Genomic DNA, 19,229 nt, shown 5'->3' with positions numbered 1-19,229 from the left:
ACCCAGCCGATGCCGCTGTTCGCGGCGGCGCTGCCCGAGCCGGGGGCCATGGCCCCCGCGCCGCCGTACCCGTCGCCGCAGTCTCCGGACTCCCCGTTCGCGAGCTCACCGTTCCCGACCTCGACCTCGTCGGCGCCGTCCTCACCGACGGCGCTCACCGTGGCCTCGGTGGCGGTCACGCCGACCGGCGAGGACCCGCCGACCGTGCTGCCCACCGGGCAGCCGGTCCGGCCGGCCCGGTCGCCGGCGAGCCCGACCCTGCGCCGGGCCCGGACGCCGCGGACCCCGTCCGTCTTCGACGCTGGCCCGCCGACCCTGCCGCAGCCCGCGGTCCGGACCGACGAGCGGCCGGCCGCCGCCGGTGTCCCATCGGAACGGCTGGCCGCGCAGCAGCTGCGGGCCCAGCACCGGCGCCGCCGCGGCATCGTGATCATGGTGCTGGTGCTGCTGCTGACCACGGCCGTCGCGGTGACCGGGTGGTATCTGGTCGAGGGCCGCTACGTCAGCGCCCCCGACCTGACCCGGATGACGAAGGAGCAGGCGACCCAGGCGGCCGCCGACGCCGGGCTGACCGTGAAGTTCGACGACGGTTTCAGCGAGACGGTGAAGAAGGGCACGGTGGTCTCCACCGAGCCGGCCGTCGGTAGCCGGGTCCTCGGCGGCTCCGAGCTGACCGCGATCCTCTCCCTCGGTCCGGAGCGGTACGAGATGCCGAAGCTGGTCGGGCAGACCGAGGAGCAGGCCCGGATCGCGCTGACCGAGGCCAATCTCGCGGTCGGCGAGGTGAGCGGCAAGTGGCACGAGAAGATCGACGTCGGCGTCGTGCTCGAGGCCTCCGAGAAGCCCGGCACCTCGCTGAAGAGCCAGACCCCGATCGACCTGGTGCTGTCCAAGGGACCGAAACCGATCAAGATCAAGGACTTCACCGGCGAATCGGCGGCCAAGGCGGAGCGGGAGCTGTCCGACGACGGCTTCAAGGTCAAGATCAACTCCGAGCACTCCGACACCGTCGCGGCCGGACAGGTGATCAAGCAGACCCCCGACTCGGGCAGCGGCCACAAGGGCGACGACATCGAGCTGATCAAGTCGCTCGGCCCGGTGCTGGTCACCGTGCCCAACGTCCGGTCGATGCCGAAGGACCAGGCGATCCAGCTGGTGAAGGACGCCGGCTTCAAGGTCGAGACCAGGCCGGCCCCGGTCAACTTCCTCAACCTCGGCTTCGTCGCCTACTCCGATCCGGGCGAGCGGGCCAAGGCACCGAAGGGCTCGACCGTCATCCTCTATCTGGTCTGATCAGGCGATCACTCCCGGAACGCCCGGTAGACCGCCAGGCTGTCCTCGTACACGTGGTGTCGCACCACCAGGCCGTCGGCGAACGTGAGGTGCAGCGCGAACCGGGACCGGTAGGCCCGGCCGGTCGGCCGGGCGGTCTGCCGGATCTCGCCCAGCACCACCGCGTCGGCACCGTCGACCAGGATCCGCTCGACCACGGTCGCGACCTCCTCGGGCCGGTGCTGCTCCCCCAGGGTCCGGAAGTGGTCGGCCGCGTCGTCCCGGGTGCTCCGCTTCCGGATCCAGGGCGTCACCGGGCTGTCGTGCTCGTCGTCCGGCCAGTCCAGGCGCCAGTCGCAGTCGTCGGCGTACAACTCGGCGATCCGGTCGGGGTCGCCGGCGCCGATCCGGCCGAGGAGCTCTTGCACGGCGGCCCGGGTGTCGTCGATGTCGGTCACGGAACCCAGGCTGGCAGCTGCCGGTGACAGTCCCGGCACGGTTCTGCCACGGGCAGAGCCGTAGGCTGCCGCCGTGGTGAGCAGCGAGTCCGGATCGTCGAAACTCGCGGTCGTCGCTCTGCTGGCGATGACCGCCGCCTGGGGCTCGACGTTCTTCATGATCGCCGACATCGTGACCCGGATCCCGGTGCCCGACCTGCTGGCGGTGCGGTTCGCGATCGCCGCGGTGGTGATGATCATCGTCGCGGTGCCGCGGATCGGCAACCGGCCGGGGCTGCGGCTCGATCGGCGCATCGTCCGTGACGGTGCCCTGCTCGGGCTGCTCTACGGTGGCGCGCAACTGCTGCAGACCTTCGGACTCGCGCACACGGCGGCCAGCGTGTCCGGGTTCGTCACCGGCCTCTATGTGGTCGCGACGCCGCTGCTCGGCGCGCTGATCCTGCGGACCAGGATCGCGCCGCTGACCTGGGTCGCCGTCGGCCTGGCCACGGTCGGGCTGGGCATCCTGTCCCTGAACGGCTTCTCGATCGGGTACGGCGAGCTGCTCACCCTCGCCTCGGCCGTCGTCTATGCCGGTCACATCATCGCGCTCAGTCGGATCAGCCGGCCCGGATCGGCGCTCGGCCTCACCGTGGTCCAGTTGGTGGTGATCAGCGGGCTCTGCGCGGTCGCGGCAACGCCCGGCGGGATCCAACTGCCGGCGACCACCGGGGACTGGATGATCGTCGTCTATCTGGCGGTGATCGCCGGGACCCTGACCATGCTGTTGCAGACCTGGGCGCAGGCCCGGATCGAGCCGACCCGGGCCGCGGTGATCATGGCCGGTGAGCCGATCTGGGCGGCCGCCTTCGCCGTCGCGCTCGGCGGCGAGTCGGTGACCTGGCGGATGGTGACCGGCGGATTCGCTATCGTCGCAGCGATGTATCTGACCGAACTCGCGCCGCGGCTGCGCCGCCGCGACCCCGTCGAACGAGAGGTTCGATGAACGAAGCACTCGTCGTCATCCTGATCATCGCCGCGGTCGGGATCGCGATCGGCACCATCCTGATCGTCCGCCGACAACTGTGGAAGAAGCGGATCCGCGAGTTGGGCTGGGCCTTCGAGTCGTCACCGAGCCTGGCACCGGTGCTGCCGTTGGCCAATCCGCCGTTCGACTGCGGCTTCGAGCGCAAGACCGACGACCTGATCACCGGCACCACGTCGACCGGCCGGCCGTTCGCGGTCTTCGACTACCGCTACGAGGGCGCCGGCGGCAGCGACCGCCGGATGGCCCTGATCAAGCTGCCACTGCCCCTGCCGCAGCTGTACCTGACCGCGGTCGGTCCGCGCGGCGGCGTCACGGCACCGCCGGTCGACACCGGCGCCGGGCTCCCGTTCCAGGTGCTGGCCGCCGATCCGGCCTACGCCCGGGTCGCGGTGAACTCCGGCGTCGCCGGTGCCGTGTCCGCGCTGGCCCAGCCGGGCGGCGACGATGATCCTCGGGCGATCGACCTGAGCGTCGACGGCGACAATCTGGTGGCGTCCGACGCGCCGAAGGACCCGGACCAGCTCCGCGGCTACCTGGACCGGCTCGACGCGGTCGCCGCCGCCTTCGACCCGGCCGCCCTGAGCCCGTACCGGATCGAACCGAAGGTGCCACGGCTCGGCTTCCACGGTCAGGACTGGACCCTGGTCGGAGTCGACGACTCGCTGATCTCCCGGTTCGACGGATTCAAACCGTTCGGTCAGGGACACGGCCGGCGGACCGACAAGGTGATCACCGGCACCGCCCGCGGCACCGTGCCGCTGACCGCGTTCCTTTACCACTGGCAGACCACCCACACCCGGACCGTGCCCGACGGCAAGGGCGGCAGCCGGACCGAGACCTACACCCAGAACCACCAGCAACCGATCCTGGCGCTGACCCTTCCCTCGCCGACGCCGTCGTTGACCATCGGGGCCGACTCGATGCTCGGCCGGCTGTTCGGCGGCGGCACGATCGACTTCGAGAGCAGCCAGTTCAATCAGGTCTTCGACGTGACCAGCAGCCATCCGAAGTTCGCCCACGACGTCGTCCATCCGCGGATGATGGAATTTCTGCTGCGGGCGCGGCCGCCGCAGTTGATCATGGCCCGCGGGATGTTGATCACCTACCCGGCGGTGCATGACACGCTGGAGATCACCCGGCTGGCCGACCTGCTGTCCGCCTTCCTGAGCCGGATCCCCGGCTTCGTCTGGAACGATCTCGGCGTCACCCCACCGGTGCCGGAACCATCCAGCTGAACCTCGCCGCCGATAGTCTCCTCGGCCGGAACCCCAAGCAGGATTGAGGAAGTGGAGACTTGATGATCCGGACGTTGACGATCACTGTGGCCGGCGCGACGACCGCCGCCGTGCTGCTGCTCGCCGGTTGCGCGGCCGCACAGGGCCAGACGGGCACCGGCCAGCCGGCCGGTCAGCCCTCCAGCCCCGCCGCCGCACCGAGCACCCCGGCCGGCGACGCCAGCACGCCGAGCGGGACCGGGCCGAGCGAGAGCGGGCCGAGCGACGACTCCGAGCGCGACGCCGGCGGCAAGCCGACCAAGGAAGAGATCGTCACCGGCCTGACGAAGTTCTACCAGGAGAAGCACAACCAGCCGGCCGACAAGGCCAAGAACTTCGCGGTCTGCATGGTCGACGAGATGTACGACAAGGCCAAGCCGGCAAGCCTCCGCGCCATGCGCGACGGCGATCCGACCAAGCTCGACAAGAGCGACGCAGCCCTGCTGTCCGACTCGGCCTACAAGTGCATGAAGCACATCTCCTGAACTTCGTCCTTTGAGCCTGGTCGATGGGAGCGTCTGGGTGTTCCGTTCCCTGAGCCTGTCGAAGGGCAAGACCCGAAGCATCCCCGAGGGCAAGATCCAGTGATCCGGCGACCTCGGAGGTTCAGGGAGATGATCATCGTGCCTGCCCCTTCGACAGGCTCAGGGAACGAACACGGCGCTCGTCGAGTGTGACGGTAGCGACGCCCGCGGTCCGATTTCGCGTCGTTAACGTCACACTCGGCGCGCGAACGAGAGCGTAGGTATCATTCGGCGCCGGCAGGGACGTGATCGGGCGGACCAACGCCAACCAGTGGCTCAACCTGCCCCCTTTGGCGCCAAGAAAAGTCTCCGAGGTCCCAACCCGACGCGCGGCCAAGGAGATCCAGCGCAAGATCCGCGCATCACGATTGCCCCGAGCGGATCAGCCACCGATGGCGAGAGCCTCCAGGCTCCGACCAAGCAACCAGCGGGAAAGATCACAGCGCGGCGGGGCTGGCCGCGCGGCGCCGAGGTTCGGCCCGTCAAGGTCCCGGTAGACGACGCCGTACGCCGCCAATGTCACGCTGCTCGCTCAGGAGTCGAGGGTGGCGAGGGCCTCGGTGATCGGGGTGGTGCCGGTGATCAACTCGAACTGGTGCCGCACTCCCCCGCCGTTGATCAACAACTCGGTGATCACCGCGGCCACGTCGGCCCGCGGGATCTGACCGCGGCCGGTGCTTTCCGCCACGGTGACGGTTCCGGTCCCGGGATCGTTCGTCAGGCCGCCCGGCCGGACGATCGTCCAGTCCAGATCGCGCCGGCGGAGGTCCGCGTCGGCCTCGCTCTTGGCCCGGAGATAGATCTGGTACACCTCGTCGGAGTCCGGGTCGAAGTCGTCGGTCGCGATGGCCGAGATCATCACGTACCGGCGGATCCCGGCGCGTTCGGCGGCGTCGGCGAGCAGGATGGCGCCGTCCCGGTCGACGGTGAGCTTGCGTTCCGGGCCGCTGCCCGGTCCGGCGCCGGCGGCGAACAGGACCGCGTCGGCGCCGGCGATGTCGGTGGCCAGTGTGGCGGCGTCGAGCTGCTCCAGGTCGAGCACGACCGGGATGCCGCCGATCGCCACCAGGTCGGCGGCATGATCAGGATTGCGGATGAGGCCGACGGCCTCGTGGCCGGCGGCGGCCAGACCCTTGATCACGTGTTGGGCGATGGCACCGTGCCCGCCGGCGATGACGACTCGCATCGCTTCCCTCCTTCGGTTCTCGATGATCAGAACGTGTGCGGCCGGTGATCACGCAGATCGGCCAGCACCGTGTCGGTCATGTCCCCGATCCGGCCGGCGATCAAACCGCGGCCGCGATCGTGCAGCAGTTCGTCGTGGATCGCGAAGCCGTGTGCGGCGCCGACGGCCCGGACGAAGTCGATCGTCTCCTTCATCGCCGCCCACGGCCCGTAGGACGGCACGGCCAGGATGTCGACCCCCTCGGGGGTGGTGGCATAGGAATCGCCGGGGTGGAACAGCGTCGGCTCGCCCTCGGCGCGGAGCACCAGCCCGACATTGCCGATCCGCGGGATGTCGCGGTGGATCTCGGCGTGCTGCCCGCCGACCCCCTCGATGCCGAACTCGCCGACGGTGATGCTGCCGCCGACCGGCAGCGGTGTCAGCCGGTCCGCGAACGGGAGGTCGGCCTCGGTGATCGACGGCTCGACGTAGACGGCGGCCCGCTCGTTGGCCGCCAGCAGCTCGGCCGCCGCGGCCGGGTCGAGATGATCGGGGTGCACATGGCTGACCAGGATCGCGTCGAGATCGGTCAGGCCGTGCCAGGCCGGCTCGAGGTTGCCCGGGTCGATCAGGATCCGGGTCCGGTCGGTCTCGACCAGGACGGCGGCATGTCCGAGATGGCTGATCTTCATGTTGTTCACCGTACGCCACCGGACTCGGCCCCGGCCCGGACCGGCCGGAGGATCCTCAGCCGGCCGGGATCGCGGCGGAGCGCCAGCGTTCAAGATCATCCGCCCAGGCCGCCGCGGCCGCGGCGAGCTCGGCCATCAGCTCCGGCCGCGCGGCGGACCGGTCGGTCGTCTCGGCGGGATCCGTTTCAAGATCGAAAAGGAGCCGGCCAGGCTGCCGGGGCCGGCCGAGCCGGTCCGACGGGTCGATCACCAGTTTCCAGCGACCCCGCCGGACCGCCAGCTGGCCCTCGTACTCCCAGGTCAGCATCCGCTCTCCCGGCGCGCGCCCGTCGGCCAGCAGCGGCATCAGATCGACCCCGTCCACCTCGTCCTCGACGGCCACCGACAGACCGGCTGCCGCCAGCACGGTCGGCAGCACGTCCATCATCATCGCCGGTTCGTCGCTGACCACGCCCCGCGGCAGTCGGGCCGGCCAGGACCAGATCCCCGGCACCCGGATCCCGCCCTCGAACAGCGATCCCTTGTGCCCACGCAGCCCGCCGGTCGACCCACCCGGATAGGCGATCTCCTCGCCGCCGAGCCAGTTCCGTTCCTCGGCCGACGGCCCGTTGTCGGAGGAGAAGACGATGATCGTGTCGTCCAGCCGGCCGGTCCGCCGCAGCGCCTCGACGATCCGGCCGACGCCGTCGTCGACCTTGGCGATCATGGCCGCCATCACCTGCCGCTCCCAGGGCAGGTGGGCGAACTTCGCCATCGCCTCGGCCGGCGCGTGCATCGGATAGTGCGGCGCGTTGTACGGCACGTAACAGAAGAACGGGTCCGGCGTCGCGTCGATGAACTCCACCGCCGCGTCGGTGATCACGTCGGTCAGGTACTCACCGTTGCGCCAGATCTCGGTGTCGTCGTCCCACAGGTCGTGCAACGGATGCTGCCCGCCCCAGTACATGATGTGGGAGTAGTAGTCGACGCAGCCGGCCCGGAAGCCGAGGTGATGGCCGAAGCCGTGGCGCAGCGGGGCCGACTCCGGGGCGACACCGAGATGCCACTTGCCGAAGATCGCGGTCGTCCAGCCGGCATCGGCGAGCCGCGACGCCAGCGTCGGCTGCGCCGGCAGCCCGGACACCGTCCGCGCCGCACCCAAGATCGACTCCACGCCGGCGTGGGCCGGATGCCGGCCGGTCAGCAACGCCGCCCGGGACGGCGAGCAGACGGGTGAGTTGGAATACCAGTTGGTCAGCCGGACGCCGCGCGCGGCCAGCGCGTCCAGGTGCGGCGTCTCGACCTCCGTGCTGCCGAAGCAGCCGAGATCGCCCCAGCCGAGATCGTCGGTGTAGATGATCACCACGTTCGGCCCGGTCACGAGCGTTCCTCCTTGGTCGTCGCTGGCTTGGTCGTCGCTGGCTTGATCGTTTCGGGCTTGATCTTCTCCGGATAGCCGTGCCGGACGTGGCCGACCGGCAGGATCCGGGTCTGCGGCGCCTCGTCCCAGCCGTCGATCCGGGCGGCCAGCAGCATGACGGCCTCGCGAGCGAGTTGGCCGATGTCGGCCTCGACCAGGCTGAGCGGGACCGGCGACAGGAACGCCGCGCTGATGTCCTCCGAAGCGGCCACCTCGACGTCCGCACCGAGCTCCGAGACGGCGGCCAGCACGCCGAGCAGCAGCAGGCCGGTGGTGGTGACGATCGCCGTCGGCGGATCCTCGGTGGCCAACAGGTCCCGCGCGGCCTGGCGGGCCGTCGCCGCGGCGCCGTGGCCGACGCTGACCAACCGGGACTCGACCGGCAGCCCGTGCTCGTACAATTTGTCGCTCCAGGCGGCGTAGCGCCGGGTGCCCGGGTCGGTCTCGATCTCACCGCCGACGAAGGCGATCCGCCGGTGCCCGCGCCGCCACAGGCCCTCGACCTGATCGGCTACCGCGCGGTAATAGTCGAAGGTGACCACGTCGGCCGCGATGCCGCCACCGGGAAAACGATCAAGGTAGACCCGGGGCACCCCGGTCTGCCGCTGCCGCTCGCCGGACAGGTCGCCGTTGGCCGGGACCACGATCAGGCCGTCGACCCGGCGGCTGGCCATCTCCTTGACCAGATGCTTCTCCCGCGCCCAGGCCTTCTGGGTGACCGCGACCAGCAGCGTGCTGCCGTGCTCCTGCGCGGCCCGGTCGAGCTCGACCACGATCCGGGCGAAGTAGTGCGAGTCGACGTCGTCGACCAGCAGCCCCCAGGTCATCGAGCGGACGTCCGGCCGGACCGTTCGGGCCGAGGCGCTGGTGACGAAGTCGAGTTCGCCGACCGCCCGCAACACCCGCTCCCGGGCGTCCGGCGAGGCCGGGCCGGAATCGTTGATCACCCGCGACACGGTCGCCATGCTGACGCCGGCCCGGGCCGCGACATCGCGGATCGTCGGCGGTCGTCTTCCTCGCCCGCTGATCAAGCTCACTCCTTCACGCTGCCGACCGCCAGCCCCGACACCAGCCGCCGCTGGGCGATCGCGAACAGCACGATCGTCGGCACCGAGGCGACGACGGACGCGCACATCACCAGATCCCACTGGGTCGTGAACTCACCGAAGAAGTTCGACAACCCGACCTGGACGGTCTTCAGATTCTCGTCGGTCATCAGCACCTTGGCGAACAGGTACTCCTCCCAGGCGACGATGAAGGTGTTGATCGCCACCGTGGCGACGCCGGGCCAGGCGACCGGGAAGACCACCCGGAACAGCACGGACAGGGTGGAACAGCCGTCGATCCGCGCCGCCTCGTCCAGGCCCTTGGGCACCGTCTCGAAGTAGCCCATCATCAGGTACGTCGCGAACGGCAGCGTGATCGCCACGTAGGCGATGATCAAGCCCTGGTACGTGTTCAGCAGCCGCAGCTCGGAGAAGAACAGATACATCGGGGTGATCAGGATGACGAACGGAAACAGGTGCACCGCGATCACCAGCACCATCAGCACCCGTTTGCCGCGAAACTCGAACCGGGAGAAGGCGTAGCCGGTCAGGCAGGAGAGCACCACCGCGGCGACCATGGCGATCAGCGCGACGACCAGGCTGTTGAGCAGGAACCGACCGAACGAGGAGGTGGCGAACAGCCGGCCGTAGCCGTCCAGGGTGAGCCGCGACGGCAGGATCTCCCGCAGGTCGAACATCTCGGCCGCCGGCCGGAGCGAGGTCAGCAGCATCCAGGCGAACGGGAAGATCATCAGCAGTAGGACGATCGCCACCGCCAGCAGGACCACGATCTCGTACGGCCGGATCCGGCGGCTCCGGCGGCGCACCGCCACCGCGCCGCTCATGATCGCTCCCGGCGCTGCAGCAGCCCGAGATAGATCAGGGCGAAGACCACCATGCAGGACGACATGATCAAGCCGATCGCCGCGCCGCGGCCGAGATCGTTGTCGACGAAGGCGTAGGAGTAGAGCTGGGTCGCCAGCACCTGGGTGAAGGTGCCCGGGCCACCGCCGGTGGTCAGCCAGACGTAGACGAAGTTGTTGAACGAGCCAATGGTGATCATCAGACCGACCACGCCGAGCACCGGCCGCAGATTGGGCAGGGTGACATGGGCCAGGGACCGGGCGCGGCCCGCCCCGTCGAGCGCGGCCGCCTCGTACTGCTCACCCGGGATCGCCTGCAGCCCGGCCATCAGCACGATGATCACGAACGGCAGCTCCCGCCAGGTGATGATCGCGGTCAGGCACCACCAGACCGTGCTGGTCTGGCCCAGGAACGGGATCCCCTGCTCGATCAGCCCGAACCGCAGCAGTAGCTGGTTGAGCAGGCCGGACTGACCGTCGAGCAGCCAGCGCCAGGCCGCGACCGCGACGGTCGGCGGGATCATCCACGGAATCAGCACCAGGGTCCGGCAGACCCCGAGCAGGCGCAGCCGGCGCAGCACCGCGGCGTTCAGCAGCAGGGCGATGCCGAGCCCGAAGACGAGCCGGAGCGCGACCGTCAGCAGGGTCAGCCAGAGCACCGTGTTGCCGAGACTGAGCGGCGTCTGCGGATCGGCGAGCACGGCGGCGAAGTTGCGCAACCCGACGAACGGGCCGTCCCCCAGCGCGTCGTACGGCGTCACCTCGTGCAGCGAGAGCCAGACGTTGTAACCGGCCGGCACGCCGAACAGCAGCAGCAACATGATCATGCCGGGGGCGACCAGGCCGTACGGGGTCAGCCGGGTCGACCAGGGCCGGCGGCGCAGCGTGATCGCGGTGGTCACTGCCCGGCGGCCAGCTCGGCCCGGAGCTGACTGATGATCGCCTCGGCCGCGCCCCGGCTGTCGCTCTGGCCGGAATAGACGCCGCCGAACTGGGCGTTGGTGATCTTGGTCAGGGTCGTCACCGGGACCGGGCCGGCGATGTAGCGGCCGAAGGTGACCGAGTGCGGCAGCTGTTGCTGATAGCCCTCCTCACCCTCGGGCACCGTCATTTCGTTCAGCACGCTGGTCGCAGCCGGATACTGGTCGATCTTGGTGAACGCGTCGGCGCTGTTGAGGTAGCGGATGAATTCCCAGGCCTGCTCCGGATGGTCGGTCGAGGCGTTGATCCCGAGCATCCGGCCGCCCAGGTGGGTCGAGCCGTCGGTCAGGCCGTCCGGCACCGGGGCCGTCCGTAGCGTGGGGTCAGCCTCGTGCGCCTTGCGGAACGTCTGCGGCGCCATGATCGTCATCGCGCAGGTGCCCCGGGCCAGTCCGTCGACGATCTGCGGGTCGGTCAACGAGGCCACCGCGATCATGGACTTCGCTGTGGCGCCGGAGGTGAAGAGCCCGTTGAACCAATCGATCGCCTGCTGCAACTGCTCGGCTGTCGCGCCGACCTGCCAGCTGCCGCCCTCGTCCTTCACCAGCGTCGCGCCGTGGGACCAGAGGTAGTAGTTGATCGCGAACCACTGGCCCGAGTCGGGCCCGCTCGCCCCGGGCAGACAGAAGCCCGACCGCTTGGCCTTCGGGTCGGACAGCGTCGCCGCCTGCTCGGCCAGATCCTCCCAGGTCGTCGGCGGCTTCAGGCCGGCCTCCTCGAGCAGTTCCGGGCGGTACGCCAGCGCGAACGTGTCCACGGTCCACGGCAGGGCCCAGGTCTTGTCACCGAACCGGGCAAGATCGAGCGCCAGGTAGTCCTCGACCGGCGTCTCCGGCGGAGTCTTGGCGGCAAGATCATCCAGCGCCAGCAGGATCTTCGGCTTGGCCAGATCCTTGACGTTGACGTTGGCGATCTGCACCACGTCGGGCCCCGAACCGGAGTTGGCCTCCCGGGCGAACTGCTGCGCACTGTCCGGCCCGGACAGCGTCTCCAGCTTCACCTGGACGTCCGGGTGCGACTCGTTCCAGGAGGCCACCGCCGCCTGCAACCCCGCCGTCTCGGCAGGAGGGTCGAACTGCCGGAAGGTCAGCGTCACCGGGCCGTCGGCGGCCTCGCCGCCACACCCTGCCAACGCCGCGGTCAGCGCCAAAGCGCCGGCCGCGACAAGTGCTCCGAGTCGTCGCATCATCGATCCACCCTGATCCTCGAGAAGGTATCTCCGCACCGTACGATGGAAACGTTCTCACCGCAATGGTTTCCCACAATCATTGGACATTGTGCGGAATATCGATGATGGACTGAAAACGTCACCATCCTCCGGCTGGACGAATCGGGCCTGGGCCGATTCCATGGGTCCGTGACGAACCCGACTCCGCCGCCATCCGGACCTGCTCCGGATCATGGCCTGTTCCCGCCGGCCGGCTCGACTGCGCACCCTCCGCGGCGGTCCGACGCCCTCGGTGTGACCAGCCTGGTGATCACCATCACCATCACGATCATGCTGTCGCTCCTGGGCTTCTGGCTCGGTGTGCTCACCACCAGCGCCAGCGTGACGGACCAGGCGCTGCCGCCGGAATACGCCCTGCTGGCCGCCGGGTTCGTGCTGGTGATCATCGGAATGGTGCTCGCCGTCGTTGCGATCGCCACCCGCCGCGGCAGAGTCACCGGCATCATCGGCCTTGTCGTCGGTTTGCTCTCCTACCCGCTCTTCGCCACGGCCGGCCTCCTGGGATACCTTACGACCCAATGATGGACAGCCGTTCTCGCGCGTCGGCCAGGACCATGATCGAAGAGGCCCTGCCGCACGTCGTTGGCGATCTTCACGACCTGGGCGCGCCCTGGGCGCTGGTCGGCGGTCTCGCCGTGTGCGCCCGGGCGGAGCCGCGACCCACTGCAGATATCGACATCGCCGTCGTCGCGCCCGACGACGCCACGGCGAAGGAACGGATCGCGCACATGCTCGCGGTCGGCTACCGCTGGCGGGAATCGATCGTGCACGACGAGACCGGTCGGCTGGCGACGGTCCGCCTGCAGACCTCCCCGGTCGGCGAGGACGTGGCCGTCGACCTGTTCTTCGCGAGTTCCGGGGTCGAGCCGGAGATCGTCGGAGCAGCGGAGCCCGTGGAGGTCCTGCCGGGCCTGACGATCCCCGTCGCCCGGATCGGCCACCTGATCGCGGTCAAGCTCTGCTGGCGCCGCAGCGACAAGCGCGACCGCGACCTGCGGACGCTGATCGAGCGGGCCGACGCCGCGGAGCTGGAGGACTCCCGTCGTCTCATCGCCGTGATCACCCGACGCGGTTACCACCGTGGACGCGATCTCGGAGCAGCCTTGGACGGTTGGCTGGACGTCACCCGTTGAACCAGCGTGCCGCGACGCGGTGCCTCGGAACCGTCCGCCGGACCCGTCACCGCGGCTGCGCGACGCGCTGACCGCGCCCGGACTGGACGGATCGGGGTCCAGTCGATTCGATGGGCGGATGACGACTCCGCCGCCACCGCCGCCGTACGGTCCTCCGCCGGGCCCGCCGCATCAGCCGGGGTATCAGCAGCCGGGGCCGTATCCGCAGGCTGGGCCGTATCCCTATCCACCACAGCCTCAGCAGGGTCCGGACGTCCCGCCGGGTCCGCCCGCTCCACCGCGCCGGTCGTCCGCGCTCGGGGTGACCAGCCTGATCATCACCATCGCGATGACGGTCCTGACCTCGATCCTGGCATTCTGGCTGGCCGTGGTCACCATCGGCACGGCGGCCAGCGGGCCGAAGCCGGTGCCGCCGATCGGCGTCGGCGTGATGGTCGGCGGGATCGTGCTGGTGATCATCGGCCTGGTGCTCGCCATCGTCGCGATCGCCACCCGCCGCGGCCGAGCTCCCGGGATCGCGGGACTCATCATCGGCCTGCTCTCCTGGCCCCTGGCCTCGGTCGCCGGCCTCTTCGGCTACCTCACCACCCTCTAACCCGCCGACCCGTCAGAGCTGCGCCGATCTCGGCGGCGTGTCGGAGCGTTTGTGACGGGTCGACAGAGCGGCGGGCACACCTCCGCCGGCTTCTGATCAACGCGTCAACAGGGATCCGATGATCTTGCCGGCCACGGTGCAGGACTCGACGGTCACGTCCAGGTGGGTCACGGCCCGGATCATCCGGGCGCCCAGGGCGGAGACCCGGATCCCCTGCTCCGCCGCGGCCGTCGCGATCGGCCCGGCCGGATGATCACCGGTATTGATGATCACGATGTTGGTCTCGATCGACGCCGGATCGACCGCCGTCGGCGCGGCCTCGGCCACGGCCGCGGCGAAGGCCCGCGCGGCGGCATGATCATCGGCGAGCCGGCTCAGCTGATGGTCAAGAGCGTAATGGGCGCCCGCGGCCAGGATCCCGGCCTGCCGCCAGCCGGCGCCGAGGCGCTTCCGTAGGATCCGGGCCCGGGCGATCCGGTCGGCGTCGGCGACCAGGACCGACCCCACCGGAGCGCCCAATCCCTTGGAGAAACAGACGCTGACCGTGTCGAACAGCCGACCGTAGTCGATCAATGGGACTCCGGTCGCGACGTGCGCGTTCCACAGCCGGGCGCCGTCCAGGTGAAAGCCAAGACCATGATCACGACACAGCTCCGAGACCGCCCGCAGCTGATCGAACGGCTGGATCGTGCCGCCGCCGAAGTTGTGCGTGTTCTCCACCGCGACCGCGGCGGTGGAGACCAGATACGGCCCGGCCGACGGCGCGATGATCTTGGCCACCTCGGCCACGTCGACCCGGCCCCGGACCGACGGGAAGGTGCGCATCGTGATCCCGCCGAGCGCCGCGTGGGCGCCCATCTCGGCCCGGGCGATGTGCGCCTCGACATCGCAGATCACTTCCTGCCCCGGCTCGACCAGCTGCCGGACGCCGAGCAGGTTGGCCAGCGAGCCGGTGGCGCAGAACAGTCCCGCCTCGTGCCCGAGCAGCTCCGCGACCCGGCGTTCCAGCGCGTCGATGGTGGGGTCCTCGGCGTACACGTCGTCGCCGACCTCGGCGTCGAGCATCGCCCGCCGCAGCGGCTCGGTCGGCCGGGTGACCGTGTCCGAGCGCAGATCGATCGACACGGTGTTCCTAGCCACAGGCGGGACCCGGCATCGTCAGTCGCCGACCGGCTGGAACGCCTGGACCGGGTTCGGCCGCTGGATCCGGCCGGTGGTCAGTCGTTCGGCGACCAGGAAGGCCAGCTCGAGGGACTGGTTGCGGTTCAGCCGCGGATCGCACAGCGTCTCGTACCGGTTGACCAGATCGGCCTCGACCAGGTCATCGCCGCCGCCGACGCACTCGGTGACGTCGTCGCCGGTCAGCTCGACGTGCACCCCGCCCGGCCAGGTGCCGAGCTCCTCGTGCACGTCGAAGAAGCCGTTCAGCTCGTCGATCACGTCGGCGAAGGCGCGGGTCTTGTAGCCGTTGGCCGCCTCGAAGGTGTTGCCGTGCATCGGGTCGCAGACCCAGGCCACCTGCCGGCCGCTGGCGGTCACCTTCTCCACCACGTCGGGCAGCAGGTCCCTGATCTTGCTCGCGCCCATCCGGGTGATGAACGTGATCCGGCCCGGCTGCTGCTCCGGATCGAGCTTGTCGGCCAGCTGCAGCGCGACGTCGGCGGTGGTGGTCGGGCCGAGCTTCACGCCGAGCGGGTTGCGGACGTGCCGCAGCAACTCGACGTGGGCGCCGTCCAGCTGGCGGGTCCGCTCACCGATCCAGAGGAAGTGCCCGGAGACGCCGTACGGATCCTGGGTGCGGGAGTCGATCCGGGTCAGCGCGTGCTCGTACTCCAGGCTCAGGGCCTCGTGGCTGGAGTAGAAGTCAACCGTCCGGAACTCCTCGTCGTCGATGCCGCAGGCGACCATGAAGGCCAGCGCCCGGTCGATCTCGTCGGCCAGATTCTGGTAACGCACGCCGGCCGCGGAGTTCTTGACGAAGTTGGCGTTCCAGCTGTGCACGCTGCGCAGATGGGCGAAGCCGCCGGTGACGAAGGCTCGGGTCAGGTTCAGCGTCGCCGCCGAGGCGTTGTAGGTGTCGAGCAGCCGCCGCGGGTCGTGCACCCGGGACTCCTCGGTGAAGGCGAATCCGTTGACGGAGTCGCCGCGGTAGGCCGGCAGCGTCACCCCGTCCCGGGTCTCCACGTCGGAGCTGCGCGGCTTGGTGTACTGGCCGGCCATCCGGCCGACCTTGACGATCGGCACCTGGGCCGCGTACGTCAGCACGACGGCCATCGACAGCAGGGTCCGCAGCTTGCCCTGGATGTTGGCCGCGGTCACCCCGGCGAACGTCTCGGCGCAGTCGCCGCCCTGGAGCAGGAAGGCCTCGCCGGCGGCCACGCTGGCCAGCTTGCCGCGGAGCTCGTCGCACTCGCCGGCGAACACCAACGGCGGCAGGGCACGCAGCCGCGCGACGACGTCGGCCACCTGGGCCGGATCGGGATAGCTGGGCTGTTGCAGCGGCTTGAGAGCGTGCAGTTCCTCGAGCGACGGAAGGGTTACGGACACGGGGCTACTTTAGTGGTGCAGCTCCGGGAGACACACCACGGACGGCCCGGCACGGCGGAAGGGACGCGACCATGGCAGGACAGGCAGCCTTCGTGCGGGAGTTCATCCGAGAACGGATGACGTTCGTGATCAACGGCCGGCTGCGCCGCGACCCCCTCTCCCAGCTGCATCTCGAGGAGGGCCGGATCGATCCGTACCCGATCTATCAGCGGATCCGCGCGGCCGGCCGGATCTCCCGCTCCCCGGTCGGCGCGTACGTGACCGCCGACCACGCCCTGTGCGATCAGATCCTGCGGGACCGGCGATTCGGCGTCGGCGGCCGGATGACCGACCAGGACACCGCCGAGCTGTCGCTGCTGGACATGAACCCGCCCGACCACACCCGGCTGCGCCGGTTCGTTGCGCCGGTCTTCACCCCGCGGGCCATCGCCGGCTTCGACGGCATGATCACCAAGACCGTACGCCGGCTGCTGGACCGGCTCCCGGCCGGCGCCCCGTTCGACCTGGTCCGCGATTTCGCCTCGCCGATGCCGATCGCCGTGATCACCGAACTGCTCGGCGTGCCGGATGCCGACGCCGAGGAGTTCGCCCGCTACGGTGCCGCGTTCGGCAGCGCGCTCGGCGGGCTGCAGTCGCTGCGGCACGCCGCGATGTTGTACGACGCGAAGCAGCAGCTGGAGCGGATCTTCACCGGCGTGTTCGAGCTGAAGCGCAAGCAGCCCGGCGACGACGTGATCAGCCGACTGGTGGCCGCCGAGGGCGACAAGATCGAACCGCGGGAGATGGTGCCGCTGTGCACCCTGCTGCTGATCGCCGGCTTCGAGACCACCGTGAACCTGATCGGGAACACGGTCCTGGCCCTGCTGCACCACCCCGACGCCTGGCACCGGGTCGCCCGTGATCCCGAGTTGGCCGGCGCCGCGATCGAGGAGACCCTGCGCTGGGACGCGCCGGTCCAGCGGACCGGCCGTCAGGCGTTGACCGACCTGGACCTGGACGGCATCCCGATCAAGAAGGACGACTTCGTGATCACCCTGCTCGGCGGCGCCAACCGGGATCCGGCCCGCTTCGACCAGCCGCAACGCTTCGAGCTGGACCGCCCCAACTCCGGTGACCACCTCGGCTTCTCCAGCGGCATCCACTACTGCGTCGGCGCGCCGCTGGCCAAGATGGAGGCGACCATCGCCATCCGCGAGATCACCCAGCGGTTCGGCCGGCTCGCCATGACCAAGCCGCCCGTGCGCCGGCCGGGAAGCCTGATCCGAGGTCTCGCCCGGTTCCCCGTGATCGACTACGCCACAACCTCCTCGGAACCGGTCAAGGCCTCCTGAACCTCACCCACTTGTCAGAACTGAGTAGCCCTCTGGCACAACTCACTTCTGACAACTCGGAGCGGGGTCAGGCCTGAGGGGAGGTTTCGGCCTCGTCGTCGGCGGCCTGCTCCTTCGCGGCCTTCTCCTTCGCGGTCGGGGCGTAGAGGTCGACGTACTCCTGGTCGGAGAGTTCCATGATCGCGTACATGATCTCGTCGGTGATCGAGCGGAGAATGAAACGGTCGTCGCTCATCCCGGCGTAGCGGGAGAAATCGAGCGGCTTGCCGAACTTGACGGTGGGGCTGATCACCTTGTGCACGATCTTGCCCGGCGGCGCGATCAGGTCGGTGCCGATGATCGCCGACGGGATGACGGGCACCTCGGCCAGCAGGGCCATTCGGGCCACGCCGGTGCGGCCCTTGTACAGCCGGCCGTCGTGGCTGCGGGTGCCCTCGGGATAGATGCCGAAGAGCTCGCCGCGCTCCAGGACCCTCAGGCCCGCCCGAAGCGCACCCTCGGAGGCGCGGCCGCCGCTGCGGTCGATCGGCACCTGCCCGGTGCCGGCGAAGAAGCGTTTCTGGGCCCAGCCCTTCAGCCCGGCGCCGGTGAAGTAGTCGGCCTTGGCCACGAAGGTGATCCGGCGGTCCAGGGCCAGCGGCAGGAAGAGCCAGTCGGCGTACGACAGATGGTTGCTGGCCACGATCGCCGCGCCGGTGGCCGGTACGTTCTCCACCCCGACCTCGATCGGCCGGAACAGCCGCCGGACACCCGGGCCGAGGACGACGTTCTTCAGCGCCCAGTAGATGCCGCCGCCGACATCGCGGCGCCGCGCCGGCTGCGGGTCGACGGTGACCAGCTCGTCGTTCATGGAGTCATCGTGCCCGATCGGCGCCCTGCTGGTGCGGATCGACGTCCCGCGGCGGCGGATCGGCATCCGGTCGTTGCGAATCGTCGGCCGGCACCGGTGGCACCCGGTTGCCCTCGCCCGGCCGGGACTTGACCAGCGCCGTCAGCTCCCGGCCCTCGGCGGCGGCCGCCTTGACCGAGCCCGCGTAGGCGTCGACATAGGTCTGGCCGGACAGCTCCATGATCGCGTTCATCACCTCGTCGGTGATCCACCGCAGCACCTCTCGATCATTGCCGGCGCCCTCGTACTGGGTGAAATACATCGGCTTGCCGAAGCGCAGGCCGGGCCGGTGCATCCACGGGATCCGGAGCCCACGCAGCGGCACCCCCTTGGTGTTGATCATGGCCGCCGGGACGATCGCGGCGCCGGTCTGCAGCACCAGCCGGGCCACGCCGGTCTTACCTTTGTAGAGCCGTCCGTCCGGGGATCTGGTGCCCTCCGGGAAGATGCCCAGCACCCCACCCTCGCGCAGGATCGCGGACACCGCGTCCATGTCGGAGGCACTGACCCGGCCGCCGGAGCGGTCGATCGGCCGGACGTTGATGTTGCGGAGGAACCAGCCGAGCAGCCGCTTGTGCAACGCCTTTCCCTGGAACAACTCGATCTTGGCCGGGAAACTCATCGACCGTCTGATCATGGCGGGGATCAGATACGTCTCCCCGATCGACAGGTGGTTGCTGGCGATCAGCACCGGGCCCTTGGCCGGGATGTTCTGCTCCCCCTCCATCCAGGGCCGGAACAACACCCGCACCAACGGCGCCACGATCGCCCACTTGAGCACCAAATACAACAAGCCACTGCCTCC

20 protein-coding genes are annotated in these 19,229 nt (G+C 69.7%); 8 read left to right on the top strand and 12 right to left on the bottom strand.

Translation table 11 applies throughout. From position 1 onward, the window contains the following. Positions 1-9 precede the first annotated feature (9 nt). Positions 10-1,293 carry a PASTA domain-containing protein gene (locus tag FNH24_RS32560; protein WP_343031728.1) on the top strand — a complete coding sequence of 428 codons (1,284 nt, stop codon included), beginning with the start codon at positions 10-12 and terminating at the stop codon, positions 1,291-1,293. Positions 1,294-1,301: 8 nt separating this feature from the next. Here FNH24_RS32560 and FNH24_RS08230 read toward each other — a convergent pair whose 3' ends face one another. After that, positions 1,302-1,730 (bottom strand): nuclear transport factor 2 family protein, encoded by a 429-nt coding sequence (locus FNH24_RS08230; protein ID WP_217428103.1) that lies wholly within the window; start codon positions 1,728-1,730, stop codon positions 1,302-1,304. 73 nt (positions 1,731-1,803) lie between these two features. Between FNH24_RS08230 and FNH24_RS08225 the strand changes: the two genes are divergently transcribed. The 3 genes from FNH24_RS08225 to FNH24_RS08215 all read left to right on the top strand — a co-directional run bounded on the left by FNH24_RS08225 (position 1,804) and on the right by FNH24_RS08215 (position 4,516). Beyond that, positions 1,804-2,715 (top strand): DMT family transporter, encoded by a 912-nt coding sequence (locus tag FNH24_RS08225; protein WP_152361681.1) that lies wholly within the window; start codon positions 1,804-1,806, stop codon positions 2,713-2,715. Next, entirely contained in the window at positions 2,712-3,992 is a 1,281-nt protein-coding gene (locus FNH24_RS08220; RefSeq protein ID WP_152361680.1) for a hypothetical protein, read from the top strand. Before FNH24_RS08225 ends, FNH24_RS08220 begins: the two co-directional genes overlap by 4 nt. Before the next feature lie 74 nt (positions 3,993-4,066). Then, complete coding sequence (locus tag FNH24_RS08215) at positions 4,067-4,516, top strand: hypothetical protein (protein ID WP_152361679.1); 450 nt, start codon at positions 4,067-4,069, stop codon at positions 4,514-4,516. A gap of 571 nt (positions 4,517-5,087) precedes the next feature. Here the strand turns inward: FNH24_RS08215 and FNH24_RS08210 are convergent. The 7 genes from FNH24_RS08210 to FNH24_RS08180 are packed head-to-tail and all read right to left on the bottom strand — an operon-like array spanning position 5,088 to position 11,890. After that, positions 5,088-5,741, bottom strand: coding sequence for an SDR family oxidoreductase (locus FNH24_RS08210; protein WP_152361678.1), 654 nt, complete (start codon positions 5,739-5,741; stop codon positions 5,088-5,090). Positions 5,742-5,767: 26 nt separating this feature from the next. Further along, positions 5,768-6,412: an MBL fold metallo-hydrolase gene (locus FNH24_RS08205; protein WP_152361677.1), complete on the bottom strand. Its 645-nt coding sequence runs from the start codon at positions 6,410-6,412 to the stop codon at positions 5,768-5,770. A gap of 55 nt (positions 6,413-6,467) precedes the next feature. Beyond that, the gene (locus FNH24_RS08200) at positions 6,468-7,772 is read right to left on the bottom strand and encodes a sulfatase-like hydrolase/transferase (RefSeq protein WP_152361676.1); all 1,305 of its coding nucleotides are present in this window, start codon (positions 7,770-7,772) and stop codon (positions 6,468-6,470) included. Continuing rightward, positions 7,769-8,842 carry a LacI family DNA-binding transcriptional regulator gene (locus FNH24_RS08195; RefSeq protein ID WP_152361675.1) on the bottom strand — a complete coding sequence of 358 codons (1,074 nt, stop codon included), beginning with the start codon at positions 8,840-8,842 and terminating at the stop codon, positions 7,769-7,771. Before FNH24_RS08195 ends, FNH24_RS08200 begins: the two co-directional genes overlap by 4 nt. Before the next feature lie 2 nt (positions 8,843-8,844). Further along, entirely contained in the window at positions 8,845-9,702 is an 858-nt protein-coding gene (locus tag FNH24_RS08190; RefSeq protein ID WP_152361674.1) for a carbohydrate ABC transporter permease, read from the bottom strand. Then, positions 9,699-10,622, bottom strand: a complete 924-nt coding sequence (locus FNH24_RS08185) for a carbohydrate ABC transporter permease (RefSeq protein WP_152361673.1) — start codon at positions 10,620-10,622, stop codon at positions 9,699-9,701. The genes FNH24_RS08190 and FNH24_RS08185 overlap by 4 nt, the downstream gene beginning before the upstream one ends. Beyond that, positions 10,619-11,890, bottom strand: a complete 1,272-nt coding sequence (locus tag FNH24_RS08180) for an ABC transporter substrate-binding protein (protein ID WP_152361672.1) — start codon at positions 11,888-11,890, stop codon at positions 10,619-10,621. Before FNH24_RS08180 ends, FNH24_RS08185 begins: the two co-directional genes overlap by 4 nt. Before the next feature lie 285 nt (positions 11,891-12,175). On the opposite strand from FNH24_RS08180, the gene FNH24_RS08175 reads away from it, so the two are divergent. The 3 genes from FNH24_RS08175 to FNH24_RS08165 all read left to right on the top strand — a co-directional run bounded on the left by FNH24_RS08175 (position 12,176) and on the right by FNH24_RS08165 (position 13,657). After that, entirely contained in the window at positions 12,176-12,451 is a 276-nt protein-coding gene (locus FNH24_RS08175) for a hypothetical protein (RefSeq protein WP_152361671.1), read from the top strand. Between the two features lie 32 nt (positions 12,452-12,483). Continuing rightward, positions 12,484-13,062: a nucleotidyl transferase AbiEii/AbiGii toxin family protein gene (locus tag FNH24_RS08170; protein ID WP_152361670.1), complete on the top strand. Its 579-nt coding sequence runs from the start codon at positions 12,484-12,486 to the stop codon at positions 13,060-13,062. Between the two features lie 118 nt (positions 13,063-13,180). Then, positions 13,181-13,657, top strand: coding sequence for a hypothetical protein (locus FNH24_RS08165; protein ID WP_152361669.1), 477 nt, complete (start codon positions 13,181-13,183; stop codon positions 13,655-13,657). A gap of 96 nt (positions 13,658-13,753) precedes the next feature. On the opposite strand, the gene FNH24_RS08160 is transcribed toward FNH24_RS08165, so the two are convergent. Then, positions 13,754-14,782 (bottom strand): threonine aldolase family protein, encoded by a 1,029-nt coding sequence (locus tag FNH24_RS08160; protein WP_152361668.1) that lies wholly within the window; start codon positions 14,780-14,782, stop codon positions 13,754-13,756. Positions 14,783-14,815: 33 nt separating this feature from the next. Beyond that, positions 14,816-16,204 (bottom strand): class II 3-deoxy-7-phosphoheptulonate synthase, encoded by a 1,389-nt coding sequence (locus tag FNH24_RS08155; protein WP_152361667.1) that lies wholly within the window; start codon positions 16,202-16,204, stop codon positions 14,816-14,818. A gap of 71 nt (positions 16,205-16,275) precedes the next feature. Here FNH24_RS08155 and FNH24_RS08150 point away from each other — a divergent pair, with 71 nt between their 5' ends. Beyond that, positions 16,276-17,535, top strand: a complete 1,260-nt coding sequence (locus FNH24_RS08150; protein WP_152361666.1) for a cytochrome P450 — start codon at positions 16,276-16,278, stop codon at positions 17,533-17,535. A gap of 67 nt (positions 17,536-17,602) precedes the next feature. On the opposite strand, the gene FNH24_RS08145 is transcribed toward FNH24_RS08150, so the two are convergent. Then, the gene (locus FNH24_RS08145; RefSeq protein ID WP_152361665.1) at positions 17,603-18,385 is read right to left on the bottom strand and encodes a lysophospholipid acyltransferase family protein; all 783 of its coding nucleotides are present in this window, start codon (positions 18,383-18,385) and stop codon (positions 17,603-17,605) included. Between the two features lie 4 nt (positions 18,386-18,389). Further along, entirely contained in the window at positions 18,390-19,217 is an 828-nt protein-coding gene (locus FNH24_RS08140) for a lysophospholipid acyltransferase family protein (RefSeq protein WP_152361664.1), read from the bottom strand. Positions 19,218-19,229 lie beyond the last annotated feature (12 nt).

Source organism: Microlunatus speluncae (assembly GCF_009299835.1).
In the GTDB taxonomy this organism is placed as follows: domain Bacteria; phylum Actinomycetota; class Actinomycetes; order Propionibacteriales; family Propionibacteriaceae; genus Microlunatus; species Microlunatus speluncae.
Note: the sequence above shows the minus strand (reverse complement) of the source record. Positions and strands in the feature narration are given on the sequence as shown.

What these genes read in the sequence shown, in the direction of transcription:
- FNH24_RS32560 (WP_343031728.1), top strand. Translation starts at nt 10, where the DNA reads ATGCCGCTGTTCGCGGCGGCGCTGCCCGAGCCGGGGGCCATGGCCCCC.
- FNH24_RS08220 (WP_152361680.1), top strand. Translation starts at nt 2,712, where the DNA reads ATGAACGAAGCACTCGTCGTCATCCTGATCATCGCCGCGGTCGGGATC.
- FNH24_RS08210 (WP_152361678.1), bottom strand. Translation starts at nt 5,741, where the DNA reads ATGCGAGTCGTCATCGCCGGCGGGCACGGTGCCATCGCCCAACACGTG.
- FNH24_RS08205 (WP_152361677.1), bottom strand. Translation starts at nt 6,412, where the DNA reads ATGAAGATCAGCCATCTCGGACATGCCGCCGTCCTGGTCGAGACCGAC.
- FNH24_RS08190 (WP_152361674.1), bottom strand. Translation starts at nt 9,702, where the DNA reads ATGAGCGGCGCGGTGGCGGTGCGCCGCCGGAGCCGCCGGATCCGGCCG.
- FNH24_RS08180 (WP_152361672.1), bottom strand. Translation starts at nt 11,890, where the DNA reads ATGATGCGACGACTCGGAGCACTTGTCGCGGCCGGCGCTTTGGCGCTG.
- FNH24_RS08170 (WP_152361670.1), top strand. Translation starts at nt 12,484, where the DNA reads ATGATCGAAGAGGCCCTGCCGCACGTCGTTGGCGATCTTCACGACCTG.
- FNH24_RS08165 (WP_152361669.1), top strand. Translation starts at nt 13,181, where the DNA reads ATGACGACTCCGCCGCCACCGCCGCCGTACGGTCCTCCGCCGGGCCCG.
- FNH24_RS08150 (WP_152361666.1), top strand. Translation starts at nt 16,276, where the DNA reads ATGGCAGGACAGGCAGCCTTCGTGCGGGAGTTCATCCGAGAACGGATG.
- FNH24_RS08145 (WP_152361665.1), bottom strand. Translation starts at nt 18,385, where the DNA reads ATGAACGACGAGCTGGTCACCGTCGACCCGCAGCCGGCGCGGCGCCGC.